Source organism: Streptomyces sp. NPDC032198, from assembly GCF_040636975.1.
GTDB lineage: Bacteria > Actinomycetota > Actinomycetes > Streptomycetales > Streptomycetaceae > Streptomyces.
Genome location: NZ_JBEZVL010000019.1, coordinates 69,631 through 82,598 on the forward strand (window position 1 = coordinate 69,631; position 12,968 = coordinate 82,598).

General features: G+C 72.1%; 11 protein-coding genes and 1 riboswitch. Of the genes, 2 read left to right on the plus strand and 9 right to left on the minus strand.

The annotated features are described in order from the left end of the window. Positions 1 to 89: 89 nt before the first annotated feature. Entirely contained in the window at positions 90 to 944 is an 855-nt protein-coding gene (locus tag AB0E78_RS37855; protein WP_361842989.1) for a sulfurtransferase, read from the minus strand. 320 nt (positions 945 to 1,264) lie between these two features. On the opposite strand from AB0E78_RS37855, the gene AB0E78_RS37860 reads away from it, so the two are divergent. Next, positions 1,265 to 2,071, plus strand: coding sequence for a VOC family protein (locus AB0E78_RS37860; RefSeq protein ID WP_361842992.1), 807 nt, complete (start codon positions 1,265 to 1,267; stop codon positions 2,069 to 2,071). A gap of 1 nt (position 2,072) precedes the next feature. On the opposite strand, the gene AB0E78_RS37865 is transcribed toward AB0E78_RS37860, so the two are convergent. The 4 genes from AB0E78_RS37865 to AB0E78_RS37880 are packed head-to-tail and all read right to left on the minus strand — an operon-like array spanning position 2,073 to position 7,445. Continuing rightward, a complete protein-coding gene (locus tag AB0E78_RS37865; protein ID WP_361842995.1) occupies positions 2,073 to 2,732 on the minus strand; it encodes a thymidine kinase in 660 nt (219 codons plus the stop codon). A gap of 55 nt (positions 2,733 to 2,787) precedes the next feature. Continuing rightward, entirely contained in the window at positions 2,788 to 3,981 is a 1,194-nt protein-coding gene (locus AB0E78_RS37870) for a nucleotide pyrophosphatase/phosphodiesterase family protein (RefSeq protein WP_361842997.1), read from the minus strand. Continuing rightward, on the minus strand, positions 3,981 to 4,577 hold the full coding sequence (locus AB0E78_RS37875) for a DUF5998 family protein (protein WP_361842999.1): 597 nt from the start codon (positions 4,575 to 4,577) through the stop codon (positions 3,981 to 3,983). Before AB0E78_RS37875 ends, AB0E78_RS37870 begins: the two co-directional genes overlap by 1 nt. A 42-nt stretch (positions 4,578 to 4,619) precedes the next feature. Beyond that, positions 4,620 to 7,445, minus strand: a complete 2,826-nt coding sequence (locus AB0E78_RS37880; protein WP_361843002.1) for a GNAT family N-acetyltransferase — start codon at positions 7,443 to 7,445, stop codon at positions 4,620 to 4,622. Between the two features lie 256 nt (positions 7,446 to 7,701). Here AB0E78_RS37880 and AB0E78_RS37885 point away from each other — a divergent pair, with 256 nt between their 5' ends. Beyond that, positions 7,702 to 7,983 (plus strand): HPr family phosphocarrier protein, encoded by a 282-nt coding sequence (locus AB0E78_RS37885; protein ID WP_190085156.1) that lies wholly within the window; start codon positions 7,702 to 7,704, stop codon positions 7,981 to 7,983. Between the two features lie 158 nt (positions 7,984 to 8,141). Here AB0E78_RS37885 and AB0E78_RS37890 read toward each other — a convergent pair whose 3' ends face one another. The 4 genes from AB0E78_RS37890 to AB0E78_RS37905 form a co-directional block, all read right to left on the minus strand. Further along, positions 8,142 to 8,834, minus strand: a complete 693-nt coding sequence (locus AB0E78_RS37890) for a GntR family transcriptional regulator (protein WP_361843005.1) — start codon at positions 8,832 to 8,834, stop codon at positions 8,142 to 8,144. A gap of 224 nt (positions 8,835 to 9,058) precedes the next feature. Next, positions 9,059 to 9,862 carry a M23 family metallopeptidase gene (locus tag AB0E78_RS37895; RefSeq protein ID WP_361843007.1) on the minus strand — a complete coding sequence of 268 codons (804 nt, stop codon included), beginning with the start codon at positions 9,860 to 9,862 and terminating at the stop codon, positions 9,059 to 9,061. Between the two features lie 12 nt (positions 9,863 to 9,874). Then, positions 9,875 to 10,038, minus strand: a riboswitch (cyclic di-AMP (ydaO/yuaA leader). Positions 10,039 to 10,235: 197 nt separating this feature from the next. Further along, positions 10,236 to 11,621 carry a pitrilysin family protein gene (locus tag AB0E78_RS37900; protein WP_361843010.1) on the minus strand — a complete coding sequence of 462 codons (1,386 nt, stop codon included), beginning with the start codon at positions 11,619 to 11,621 and terminating at the stop codon, positions 10,236 to 10,238. Then, positions 11,618 to 12,958 carry a pitrilysin family protein gene (locus AB0E78_RS37905; protein ID WP_361843192.1) on the minus strand — a complete coding sequence of 447 codons (1,341 nt, stop codon included), beginning with the start codon at positions 12,956 to 12,958 and terminating at the stop codon, positions 11,618 to 11,620. The genes AB0E78_RS37900 and AB0E78_RS37905 overlap by 4 nt, the downstream gene beginning before the upstream one ends. Positions 12,959 to 12,968: the final 10 nt, after the last annotated feature.

Genomic DNA, 12,968 nt, shown 5'->3' on the forward strand with positions numbered 1-12,968 from the left:
TCGCGCCCTCGCCCCCCGCCTTACCCCGGGCTGCTGGCGGGGGGGCCCCCCCGGGGGGGGGGGGGGGCCCCCCGGCGGCGTTCCGGCGGCTACTGCGGGTCCGGGCCCGTGGCCACCGGGCGGGACTCGTCCGACGACCACTCCGACCACGAGCCGACGTACAGCGACGCCGGGATGCCCGCCACCGCGAGAGCGAGGACCTCGTGGGCGCCTGACACGCCCGATCCGCAGTAGACGCCGACCTCGGAAGTGCCGGAAGCGCCCAGCGAATGGAAGCGGTCCGCGAGATCGGCGGCGGGCCGGAAGGTGCCGTCCGCGCCGACGTTCTCCGTGGTCGGCGCGGAGACCGCGCCCGGAATGTGGCCGCCGACGCGGTCGATCGGCTCGACGTCACCGCGGTAGCGCTCGGCCGCGCGGGCGTCCAGGAGCAGTCCGGAGCGGGCCAGGGCCGCCGCGGCATCGGCGTCGAGGAGGTCCGTGGTGTTCGCCTCGGGGACGAACGAGCCCTCGGCCGCCGGGCGCTCGTCGCCCGACTTCAGCGGACCGTCCCACGCCGCGAGCCCTCCGTCGAGCACCCGCACCGAGGGATGCCCCGTCCAGCGCAGCAGCCACCAGGCGCGTGCGGCGGCCCAGCCCTGCCCGCCGTCGTACACGACCACGTCCCGGCCGACCGAGATCCCGGCCGCCCGCATCACCGATCCGAAGTGCTCCACATCCGGCAGGGGATGCCGTCCGGCCGCGCCCGCCGGGCCCGCGAGATCGGCGTCCAGATCGACGAAGACGGCGCCCGGGATGTGCCCCTTCTCGTACTCGGCCCGCCCGTCGAAGGCGGGGGCGCCCGCCGCCTTGGCGGTGCTCAGCTGCCAGCGGATGTCCAGGAGCGCTGGCGGGTTCTCGCCCGCCAGGTCGCTCGCGAGTTCGGATGCGGAGATGATGGCATTCATGGGCCCATCCTCGCGCACGGGGTGGCCGCGTCGGCCAGGTCCGGCTACCCTGCTCCGCCGTACGTCCGACGAACACGTGGCGTGCAGAACCGGGCACGCCCTGTACTGCCGAACGACACCACCGAGCAATCGCGCGTTTACGGATGAGAAACGGCAAACCGGGCATCCTCTGGGCGGAGCCGGGGCAAGCGGCGCGGCCGGGGCGCGCGGCGCCACGGGTGGTGCGAGCATCTGCACGGGCGGGCAAACGCACGGCACAGGCGCGTGCGTTCGAAAGCGGAGCCGAGCGGCCACCATGACGGGCCGAGGAGAGAGTGACGATGACGGAGGCATGGGGGTCGACGGGTCAGCGTGACGGCTTGGGGGCCGTCCGCCGCGCGCCCGGCACACCCACCTGGGTGAGCCTGATGGCGCATGGCCTGGCCGCGACCCAGGAGTTCTACGGAGCGTTGTTCGGCTGGGAGTTCCGTCCTGGCCCGGACCAGCTCGGGCCCTACGTACGGGCGCTGCTCGACGGCCATGAGGTCGCCGGGATCGGGCAGCTGCCGCCCGACCACCATCTGCCGATCGCCTGGACGCCGTACCTGGCGTCGGACGACGTGGACGCGACGGCCGAGGCCGTGCGGCACTGCTGCGGCACGATCGGTGTCGGCCCGCTGGACGCGGGCCCGGCCGGGCGAATGGCCATCGCGGTGGACCCCGCGGGCGCGGTGTTCGGGATCTGGCAGGCGGCGGAGCATCTGGGCGCCGCCCTCGTCGGGGAGCCCGGAGCACCGGCGTGGAACGAGCTGGTCACCCACGAGACGGCAGGGGTCGTCAAGTTCTACGAGGCGGTCTTCGGCTACACCCAGGAGGCGGCCGCACCGGCCGACTTCGACTACGTGACGCTCCAGGTCGACGGGCGGCCCGTGGCATCGGTGCGCGGCGTGGGCCAGGCGCTGCCGCGGGACCGCGGCGCGCACTGGATGACGTACTTCGAAGTCGCCGACGTGGACGAGTCGGTGGAGCGGGTCGTCGAACTCGGCGGCCACGTCCTGAAGCCCGCGGAGGCGGGCACGCATGGGCGGGTGGCCACGGTCGCCGACCCTGAGGGCGCGGCCTTCACGCTCGTGCGATCCGAGAACTGACTCAGACGGCGGAGGACGTGTCGACCGGCAGCACGTCGGGCGACAGGGCTCCCGCCTGCGAGGTCGCCGCCGTCATCCGGCGCCTGTGGTGACGGCGGCACAGCACCTCGTAACCCACCTCGTCCGCCGCGTGGTTGACGTCGCCGACGACGACCTGGGCGCCTTCGACGACCATCGCACCGCCTATGGTGCGGGCGTTGTGGGTGGCGCGGGCGCCGCACCAGCACAGCGCCTCGACCTGCAACACCTCGACGCGGTCGGCGAGTTCGACCAGGCGCTGCGAGCCCGGGAAGAGCTTGGAGCGGAAGTCCGTGGTGATGCCGAAGGCGAACACGTCCAGGCCCAGGTCGTCGACGACGCGCGCCAGCTGGTCGATCTGGCCGGGCGCGAGGAACTGCGCCTCGTCCGCGATCAGATAGTCCGCGCGGCCGCCCTTCGAGAGGTGGTCGACGAGATGGGCGTAGAAGTCGAAGTGGTCGGCGGCCTCGATCGCGTCCGTGACGAGGCCGAGCCGCGAGGAGAGCTTGCCCTCGCCCGCGCGGTCGTCACGGGTGAAGATCATCCCCTTCAGTCCGCGGGCCGAGCGGTTGTGCTCGATCTGCAGAGCCAGGGTGCTCTTTCCGCAGTCCATCGTTCCGGAGAAGAACACCAGCTCGGGCATGGGGAGTTGCAGCCTTTCGAGACGTACGGGGGGACGGCGTGGGCCGGGGGTCCGGTCAGGAGCGCACTTCGATGAGCGGAACGAGCTGCTCGACGGCGGTCATGGAGCCGTGCATGCCGACCAGGGCGGACTCCTTCGGCTCCTTCTCGGTGGCGATGATCGCCACGTCGTCGTGGGCCGCCGCGATGACGTCGCCGAAGCGTGCGTACACCCGCTCGTCGACGGCGTCGGGCGGGCCGAACCAGCCCGCGGCGATCGCCTCGTCCCGGCTCGCGATCCAGAACTGCTCGCCGAGCACCTCGCGCCAGACGGTCAGGACGTCGTTCTCGGCGCCCGGCACCGCGTACACATGGCGCGCGCGGCCCTCACCGCCCAGGAGGGCCACGCCGGCGCGCAGCTCCCAGTCCTCGTCGAAGTCGATGCGCGACTGCTCGTCGAAGGGGATGTCGAGCATGCCGTGGTCGGCGGTGACGTACAGGGCACTGCGCGGCGGGAGTTGCTCGGCGAGGCGCTGGACGAGGCGGTCGACGTACATGAGCTGGCCGCGCCAGGCGTCGGAGTCGACGCCGAAGCGGTGGCCCTTGCCGTCGACCTCCGCGTAGTACGTGTAGACCAGCGAGCGGTCGCCCGCGCCCAGTTGTTCGGCCGCGAGGTCCATGCGGTCCTCGCCGGAGAGCTTGCCGCGGAAGCTGCCGCCGCTCAGCGCGATCTTGGTGAGCGGGGTGTTCTGGAACGTCGGGGACGACACCTGGGCGGTGTGCACGCCCGCCGCGTGGGCCTGCTGGAAGACGGTGGGGTACGGCTGCCACTTGCGCGGGTCCGTCCACGGATTCCAGCGGAGCTGGTTCATCAGCTCGCCGGTGGCGGGGTTGCGGACCGTATAGCCCGGCAGGCCGTGCGCGGCGGGCGGCAGGCCCGTGCCGACCGAGGCCAGGGAGGTCGCGGTGGTCGCGGGGAAGCCCGAGGTGATCGGACGTCCCGTGCCGCCCCGTGACGAGCCGATGAGCGAGGTCAGGAAGGGCGCCTCGTCCGGGTGGGCCCGGAGCTGCTCCCAGCCGAGGCCGTCGATCAGGAAGACGCAGTTCCGGTCGGCCGGGGCGAGTTCCGGGATGACGGGCGCGAAGCCCTCGACGCCCTGGTGGGCGACGAGCGTGGGGAGCAGGTCGGCGAGCGAGCCCGCGCCGTACTCGGGCAGGGGTGCGGAGTCGAGGGAGAGCGGCTGCACGTCGTCCCAGGCGGGCAGGGACATCAGCGGGCGGTGTCCGCGGTCGCCTCGGACAGTGCCTGCGCGAAGGCCAGGGTCTGGCGCACGGTGTCCGGGCCGTCGCCCGCCTCGCTGACGCGGAGGCTGAGGTCGTCGGCGGTGGAGCTGCCGGTGTACCCGTGGTCCGCCTCACAGTTGGGGTCGCCGCACGCGGCGGGCTCCAGGTCGATGCGCGACACGGCGCCCCAGCCGATGGTCAGGACGACCTCACGGGGCAGCGAGCCCGGCACGTACTTCTCGGGGTTGGCGACGACGCGGCTGACGACCACGGACGAGATCCGGCCGATTTTCACGGACTCCGTGGAGGTCGTCGCGTACGGCGTCGGGGAGGTGCTGTCCGCCGCCTGCTCGTCCGTGTGGCTGACGATGAAGCGGGTGCCGGTCAGGACGAGGACCGTCACGTGCCGGCGTACTTCGTTCGCGTCGAACGTGGTCTCCTGGTGGACCAGGTACGACCCGATGGGCTCGCCGCCGATCGCGGCCTCCACCGCCTCGGCCACGAGGGCCGGGTAGTAGCCGCTGCGCTCGATCGCCGCGCGCAGCCCCTGGGTCGTCGTACCGGTCTTTGCCATGCCGTCCATCCTACGACCCGGTGGAGGGGGCACGGTGCCCCACTGGCCGCCTCAGTACCCGGGCAGGGCCCGCGGGCCGAGGTCGCTGCGGGCCGGCGGGGGCGCGAGCCGCACGGAGGCACCGAGCACGGAGAGGCCGCGCTGGGCGACGACCACGGGCTCCAGGGACACGGCGACGACCTCGGGGTGATCGTCCACGAGGCGCGAGACCCGCTGGAGCAGCTCCTCGAGGGCCGGGGTGTCGACCGGTGCCGAACCGCGCCAGCCGAAGAGGAGCGGAGCGGTCCGGATGGACCTGACCAGGGAACCCGCGTCGCGCTCGGTGACCGGGACCAGGCGGTGACCGGTGTCGCCGAGCAGCTCGGAGGCGGCGCCCGCGAGCCCGAACGAGAGCACCGCTCCGGCCGCCGGGTCGATGACCGCGCGCACGACGGTGTCGACGCCGCGGGGTGCCATCGCCTGCACGACGGGCCGCAGCTCCGCGGGCTTGCCGAAGGTTTCGGTCAATTCGGCGTAGGCGCGGCGCAATTGCTCTTCGTCGGCCAGGTCCAGGCGCACACCGCCGAGATCGGCGCGGTGGCGCAGGTGCGGGGCGGTGGTCTTGAGGGCCACGGGATAGCCGAGCGCGCGGGCCGCCGCCACGGCCGCGTCCGGGTCGGGCGCGGGCAGGGCGTCCCGTACGTCGATGCCGTAGCGCCCGAGCAGTTCGCGGGCGTCGTCCTGGGCGAGGGTGGCGCCGCGCGGGTCGTTCTGCTCGGCGAGGAGCTCGTCGATCCGCCGGGCGGTGCCGCTCTCGTCGATGTCCTCGTACTCATGAACCTTGCCGGGCTCCTTGGCCTCGCGCCGCCACTGGGCGTACTTCACGGCCTCGGCGAGCGCCCGGACGGCGCGTTCGGCGGCGGGGTAGGCGGGGATGACGGTGCGGTCGTCCACCTCCGCCGTGGGCAGGCGTTCCGCATGGGGGGACGACTGGGCACCCTCGCCGCTGCCGGGTGCTGGAACGGGGGCGTCAGGGCGTGTGCGGGTCGCGGCGGCCAGCGCTTCGGCGAGCCCGCCGAGCTCCACGTGGACGACGGCCACGGGCTTGGCGGGGCACCCGGCAGCCGCCGCCCGCAGCTCGGTGGCGAGCACCTCACCTTCGGGTGACGCCGTGGCCCCGTCCTCCCCCACCCAGGGGATGGCGGTGACGATCACCGAGTCACAGGCGTCGTCCGACAAGGCCTCGGCAAGCGCCGCACGGAAGTCCGCGGGCGTCGCCCCCGTGGTGAGGTCCCGCGGAGGCAGGGGCCGAAGCCCGTCGGCGACGCACGCGTCGTACGTGAGGAGGCCGAGCGACTCGGAGTTCCCGAGGATCGCCACCCGCGGCCCGGCGGGCAGCGGCTGCCCCGCGAGGAGCAGCCCCGCGTCCACCATCTCGGTGACGGTGTCGACCCGGATGACCCCCGCCTGGCGCAGCAGCGCCGACACCGTGGCGTGCGGCAGCCGCGTGGCCTGCACCGCGTGCCCCGTGGGCGCGATCCCGCTGTGCCGCGCCCCTTGGACCACGACCAGCGGCTTCGCCGTCGCCGCGCGCCGGGCGAGCCGGGTGAACTTGCGCGGGTTGCCGATGGATTCGAGGTACATCAGAGCGACATCGGTGTCCGGGTCCTCGTACCAGTACTGGAGGACGTCGTTGCCGGACACGTCCGCGCGGTTGCCCGCGCTCACGAACGTCGACAGGCCCGCACCCCGCCGGTGGAGGCCGGAGAGCAGCGCGATACCGATCGCGCCGGACTGAGTGAAGAGGCCGATCCTGCCGCGCTCGGGCGGATGCGGGGCCAGCGAGGCGTTGAGCCGTACCTCGGGTGACGTGTTGATGACCCCGAAGGCGTTCGGGCCGAGAATGCGCGTGCCGTACGACCGCGCCTGGCGCACCAGTTCGCGTTGCCGCTCCCGCCCCTCGGGGCCGCTCTCCGCGTACCCGGCGGAGATCACGACGAGCCCGAGCACCCCGCGCTCACCGCACTCGTCGACGGCCTGCGGCACCCGCTCGGCGGGCACGGTGACGACGGCGAGCTCGACGGTCTCCTCGATGTCCCGCACGGAGCGGTACGCGGGCACCCCGTCGACCTCGCTGCCCTCCTCGAACGCGCTGTTCACCGCGTACAGCCGCCCCGTGAAGCCCGCCTCGCGAAGATTCCGGAGCACGCTGCGGCCCACTCCCCCGGGCGTGCGTCCGACGCCGATCACGGCGACCGACTTGGGCGTGAGCAGCCGCTGCACCGACCGCGCCTCGGCCCGCTGCTCACGCGCGCGCTGCACGGCGAGCGAGCGGTCGGTGGGCTCCAGATCGAACTCGAGCCGTACGACCCCGTCCTCGAAGCTGCGCTTCTGCTGATAGCCCGCATCCGTGAACACCTTGATCATCTTGGTGTTCGCGGGCAGCACCTCGGCGGCGAAGCGGCGGATGCCGCGCTCCCTGGCGACGGCCGCGATGTGTTCGAGGAGGGTGGAGGCGACGCCCCTGCCCTGGTGGGCGTCCTGCACGAGGAAGGCGACCTCGGCCTCGTCGGCGGGCGCGCTCGCGGACATGCCGCGCGAGTCGATGCGGTCGAAGCGCACGGTGGCGATGAACTCGCCGCCCACGGTGGCCGCGAGACCCACCCGGTCCACCTGGTCGTGGTGGGTGAAGCGGTGCACGTCCTTGGCGGACAGGCGGGGGTAGGGGGCGAAGAAGCGGTAGTACTTCGACTCGTCCGAGACCTGTTCGTAGAAGCTGACCAGGCGGTCCGCGTCCTCGGCCGTGATCGGCCTGATCCGGGCGGTGCCTCCGTCACGCAGGACGACATCGGCTTCCCAGTGGGAGGGGTATGCGTGCCGGTCCGACGGGGTCTGCATGGGGCCAGGGTACGGGTCGCGGGGGCGCGTCGGCCGGGGCAGGCTAGGAGACGTCGAAGGGCGGGACGAGGACCCGAGGCGGAAGGACGTACGGTCGACGGAGCAGGGACCTACGACCGGCACCGTACGGACTCTCTGGTCGGGCGCCGTGCGGACCATCGGCCGGCACCGTACGGACCATCGGCCGGCGGAGCACTCGTGACGGCATGAGACACTGGTCTAGACAAGTGTGAGACACCTGGAAGGGCAGCAACACATGGCTGAGCGCCGCGTCAACGTCGGCTGGGCCGAGGGCCTTCACGCCCGACCCGCCTCCATCTTCGTCCGCGCGGCCACCGCCGCCGGCGTCCCCGTGACGATCGCCAAGGCTGACGGCAACCCCGTGAACGCCGCCTCCATGCTCGCGGTGCTCGGTCTGGGCGCGCAGGGCGGCGAGGAGATCGTGCTCGCCTCCGACGCCGAGGGCGCGGACGCCGCTCTCGACCGTCTGGCGAAGCTGGTCGCGGACGGCCTCGAGGAACTCCCCGAGACCGTCTAGTAAAGACTGGTACTCATACGCCGAAGGGCTCGCCTCGAATAGGGGCGGGCCCTTTGGCGTTTCTGGTTCCACTTGCCTGATATCAGTCGTCGACATTGAATTCGGACAGCAGAAATAATCCCCCGCCGAATAACTCTTCTTTGTATACGGCGCCTCTGTTAATGCCGTAGGCCCACTGCGTTTACGGGATGTTGCGAACCCCTCACACCGGGGATGCCGCGGCCCTGCACGAAGCGCGGCCGGTGCGCGGAGGCCGTCCGTTCCGTGTGCTGCGCGGTGAGCGCGCGGGCCCGCTCCGCGTCACCGCGCGCCACCGCGTCGACGATCGCGGCATGCTCGGCCCAGGCCTCGGCGGGGGCCGCCGACGCCTCCACCACGTACATCCAGGCGATCTTGTGCCGGAGCTGGGTGAGCAGCGCCGTGAGGCCCGGGCTGCCGGACGCCTGGGCGAGCGTCTCGTGGAACCAGCCGCCCAGTGAGCGCAGATCCTCGCTCCGGCCGTGCCGCGACCGCTCCTGGCCGAGCCTGACGAGGCCGCGCAGGACCTTCAGGTGCGCCTCCGTGCGGCGCTGCGCGGCGCGGGCGGCGCCCAGCGGCTCCAGGAGCGCGCGGATCTCCAGGAGGTCGGCGGCCTCCTCCTCGGTCGGTTCCGCCACGCACGCGCCCGCGTGCCTGCGCGTGACGACGAAGCCCTCGGACTCCAGGGTGCGCAGGGCCTCGCGCACGGGGACGCGGGAGACTCCGTAGCGGCGCGCGAGCAGTTCCTCGGTGAGCCGGCCGCCCCGTTCGTAGACACCGGAGACGATGTCGTCCCGGATTGCCGTGCATACCGAGTGCGCGGGAATGCGCATGACTGACCTCCGCCTTAATCCCCGCGAAACGCGGTCGATCGACGCCTGTTCTGCGACTCTATTGCAGAGCCGCCGAATTTCCGACGGCCGGCCGAAATCCAGGGATACTTTTGGCCAAAGGCGATAGGGGCGGGGAACAAGAACGGCGAAAGCCCCGGCTCTCGACGAGCCGGGGCTTTCGGTGAATCAGGTGCGCTTCGCGCGTCCGTCCAGGACCAACGGGATCAGACGTTGACGCCGTGCGAGCGGAGGTACGAGATCGGGTCGATGTCCGTGCCGTAGTCCTCGCCGGTGCGGGCCTCGAAGTGGAGGTGCGGGCCGCTGGAGTTGCCCGTGGAGCCGGAGAGGCCGATCTGCTGGCCCGGAGTGACCGCCTGGCCGACCGTGACGCCGAGGGACGACATGTGGCCGTACTGGGTGTACGTGCCGTCGTTCATCTTGATGACCACGTTGTTGCCGTAGGCGCCGCCCCAGCCGGCCTCGACGACGGTGCCGGAGCCGACCGCGTGGACCGAGGTGCCGGACGCGGCGTGGAAGTCGATGCCGGTGTGGCTGCCGGAGGACCACATGGCGCCGCCGGTCTGGTAGCCCGTGGAGACGTACGAGCCGCTGACCGGGGCCACGTAGGTGTTCAGGCGCTTGCGCTCGGCCTCGCGCGCGGCACGCTCCTTGGCCTCGCGCTCCTTCTTGGCCTTGGCCTTCGCCTCGGCCTCGGCCTTGCGCTTCGCCTCTTCGGCCTTCTTCTTTGCGGCCTCTTCGGCCTTCTTGGCGGCTGCGGCGTCGTCGGCGGCCTGCTGCTGGGCAGCGGCCTGCGCGTCGATGCTCTGGGCGAGCGAGTCGCCCACGGAGATGGCCTGGGTGAGGCCGGTGTGCTCAAGAGCCGCAGCGTCGTCGGCGGCGAGCGCCGGAGCGGCCAGGCCTCCGATGACACCGGTGGTGGTGAGGGCTGCGACGCCCGCCACGTTCGCGGTCGTACGCGTGAGGCGGCTCGGGCGACGGTGCTTCCCGGTGGCACGGGTGAACGCCATGAAGCGGCTGATCCTTTCCTTCCTTCTCGCCTACCGGGTTAGCTGACGGGTTCGGAGCAGGAAGGTCTCCTACGAGTCCCTCACCTGACGGCAAGGTTCCCGATTCACCCCAAGGGGACATGTGGGTCCCCGGCTCCCCTGGCTCGCGCCGTACGGGGACTCGGCGATGACTGTCCGGTGCCGCGGGTGCGGCGTACTGCATGACGAACAGCCGGGATGACGCTAAGCGGGCCATCTTTCAAACGACAAACGGATCAGAGTTTTTGTAGCGCACGCCACAGGTCAGACACGTAACCTCCATATCAATTCGGACATATGAGGACCCCAGTAGCCAATTCCCGCCACTGGGGTCCCGACATGTCCTGACTGTCACTCAGCCGGTGACCACACTCACTTCACCGATGCCGAGCGCCCTGACGGGCTCCTCGATCTGCGCGGCGTCCCCGACGAGCACCGTCACCAGCCGGTCCACCGGGAAGGCGCTCACGACGGCGGCAGTGGCCTCCACGGTGCCGGTGGCGGCCAACTGGCGGTACAGCTGAGCCTGGAAGTCGTCCGGCAGGTGCTGCTCGACCTGGTCGGCGAGCGTGGCCGCGACGGACGCCGCCATCTCGTACTTGAGCGGGGCGACGCCCACCAGGTTCTGCACGGCGACGTCGCGCTCGGCGTCCGTGAGTCCCTCGGCGGCGAGCGTGCGCAGCACCTTCCACAGGTCGTCGAGCGCCGGGCCCGTGGACTCGGTGTCCACGGAGCCGCTGATGGCGAGCATCGCGGCGCCGCTTCCGTCCGGCGTGGAACGCAGGACCTGGGCGAACGACCGTACGCCGTAGGTGTATCCCTTCTCCTCGCGCAGGACGCGGTCCAGACGCGAGGTGAGGGTGCCGCCCAGGCAGTACGTGCCGAGCACCTGTGCGGGCCAGACACGGTCGTGCCGGTCCGGGCCCACGCGGCCGATGAGCAGCTGCGTCTGGACGGCTCCGGGGCGGTCCACGATGACGACACGCCCGGTGTCGTCCGCGGTCACCGGAGGCACCGGACGCGGTTCGGCGGTGCCGCCCGTCCAGGCGCCGACGGTGTCGGCGAGGACGGCGTCCAGGTCGACGCCGGTCAGGTCGCCCACGATGACGGCCGTCGCCGTGGCGGGACGCACGTGCTTCTCGTAGAAGGTGCGCACCGCCGCCGAGTCGATGGCCGTGACCGTCTCCTCGGTGCCCTGGCGGGGGCGCGACATGCGAGCGGTCGCCGGGAAGAGCTGCCGGGAGAGCTCCTTGGCGGCGCGCCGCCCCGGGTTGGCGGCCTCGTGCGGGATCTCGTCCAGGCGGTTGCGTACGAGGCGTTCGATCTCGCTGTCCGCGAAGGCGGGGGCGCGCAGGGCGTCGGAGAGCAGGCCCATCGCCTTCGGCAGGCGGGAGACCGGGACTTCGAGGGAGACGCGGACGCCGGGGTGGTCGGCGTGCGCGTCCATGGTGGCGCCGCAGCGGTCGAGTTCGGCGGCGAAGTCCTCGGCGGAGTGCTTGTCGGTGCCTTCGTTGAAGGCCCTCGCCATGATCGTGGCGACGCCGTCGAGGCCCTCGGGCTCCGCGTCCAGCGGCGCCTCGAGGTGGACCTCCACAGCGACGACCTGCTGGCCGGGGCGGTGGCAGCGCAGCACGGTGAGGCCGTTGTCCAGGGTGGCGCGCTCGGGCGCGGGGAAGGCCCACGGCCGTGCGGTGCCCGCCTGGGGCTGCGGGTGGAACTGCATCGTTGCGGCCTCGCTCACTTCGCGGCCTCCTCTTCGTCCTCGTCGGTGGCTTCGGCGGGCGCGGTGGGCTCGTACACGAGCACCGCGCGGTTGTCCGGGCGCAGACGGGCCGCCGCGGCCGCCCTGACCTCTTCCGCGGTGACGTCGAGGACGCGCCCGACGGCGGTGAGGGCGAGCTGCGGGTCGCCGAACAGGACGGCGTAGCGGCACAGTTCGTCCGCGCGGCCCGAGACCGTGGAGAGCCGGTCCAGCCACTCGCGCTCCAGCTGTGCCTGGGCGCGCTCCATCTCCTCTTCGGTGGGGCCCTCTTCCGCGAAGCGGGCGAGCTCCTCGTCGACGGCGGCCTCGATGACGGGGACCTCGACGTCACCGGACGTCTTCACGTCGAGCCAGCCGAGCGAGGGGGCTCCGGCGAGCCGCAGCAGGCCGAACCCGGCCGCCACGGCGGTGCGGTCGCGGCGCACGAGGCGGTTGTAGAGCCGGGAGGACTCGCCGCTGCCGAGCACCGTGAGCGCCAGGTCGGCGGCGTCGCACGCGCGCGTGCCGTCCTCCGGGAGGCGGTAGGCGGCCATCAGGGCGCGGGCCGGGACCTCCTCCTCGATGACCTCGCGCAGCTCCTTGCCGATCGTGTCGGGCAGCGATCCGTCGCGCGGCGGCTGCTTGCCGTCGTGCGAGGGGATGGACCCGAAGTACTTCTCGACCCAGGCCAGGGTCTCCTGCGGGTCGATGTCGCCGACGATCGAAAGGACCGCGTTGTTGGGCGCGTAGTACGTACGGAAGAACGCCCGCGCGTCCTCCAGGGTCGCCGCGTCCAGGTCGGCCATGGAGCCGATCGGGGTGTGGTGGTAGGGGTGTCCCTCGGGGTACGAGAGGGCGGTCAGCTTCTCGAAGGCCGTGCCGTACGGAACGTTGTCGTAGCGCTGGCGGCGCTCGTTCTTGACGACGTCGCGCTGGTTCTCCATGGATTCTTCGTCGAGCGCGGAGAGCAGCGAGCCCATGCGGTCGGCTTCCAGCCACAGGGCCAGCTCGAGCTGGTGTGTGGGCATGGTCTCGAAGTAGTTGGTGCGCTCGAAGCTCGTGGTGCCGTTGAGCGACCCGCCCGCTCCCTGCACCAGCTCGAAGTGCCCGTTGCCGTGCACCTGCTTCGAACCCTGGAACATGAGGTGCTCGAAGAGGTGCGCGAGGCCCGTACGGCCCTTCACCTCGTGCCGTGAGCCGACGTCGTACCAGAGGCAGACCGCGGCGACCGGGGTCAGGTGGTCCTCGGAGAGCACCACGCGCAGGCCGTTGGCCAGCCGGTGCTCGGTCGCTGTCAGGCCGCCGGAGCCGGCCTCGGCTGTGGCCGTGTGACCCATGGGCATGTAC

Excerpts from the sequence above, each read along its gene's own strand:
- AB0E78_RS37865 (WP_361842995.1), bottom strand. The coding sequence starts at position 2,732 with ATGCCCGAGCTGGTGTTCTTCTCCGGAACGATGGACTGCGGAAAGAGC.
- AB0E78_RS37880 (WP_361843002.1), bottom strand. The coding sequence starts at position 7,445 with ATGCAGACCCCGTCGGACCGGCACGCATACCCCTCCCACTGGGAAGCC.
- AB0E78_RS37855 (WP_361842989.1), bottom strand. The coding sequence starts at position 944 with ATGAATGCCATCATCTCCGCATCCGAACTCGCGAGCGACCTGGCGGGC.
- AB0E78_RS37860 (WP_361842992.1), top strand. The coding sequence starts at position 1,265 with ATGACGGAGGCATGGGGGTCGACGGGTCAGCGTGACGGCTTGGGGGCC.
- AB0E78_RS37870 (WP_361842997.1), bottom strand. The coding sequence starts at position 3,981 with ATGTCCCTGCCCGCCTGGGACGACGTGCAGCCGCTCTCCCTCGACTCC.
- AB0E78_RS37890 (WP_361843005.1), bottom strand. The coding sequence starts at position 8,834 with ATGCGCATTCCCGCGCACTCGGTATGCACGGCAATCCGGGACGACATC.
- AB0E78_RS37875 (WP_361842999.1), bottom strand. The coding sequence starts at position 4,577 with ATGGACGGCATGGCAAAGACCGGTACGACGACCCAGGGGCTGCGCGCG.
- AB0E78_RS37885 (WP_190085156.1), top strand. The coding sequence starts at position 7,702 with ATGGCTGAGCGCCGCGTCAACGTCGGCTGGGCCGAGGGCCTTCACGCC.
- AB0E78_RS37895 (WP_361843007.1), bottom strand. The coding sequence starts at position 9,862 with ATGGCGTTCACCCGTGCCACCGGGAAGCACCGTCGCCCGAGCCGCCTC.
- AB0E78_RS37905 (WP_361843192.1), bottom strand. The coding sequence starts at position 12,958 with ATGGGTCACACGGCCACAGCCGAGGCCGGCTCCGGCGGCCTGACAGCG.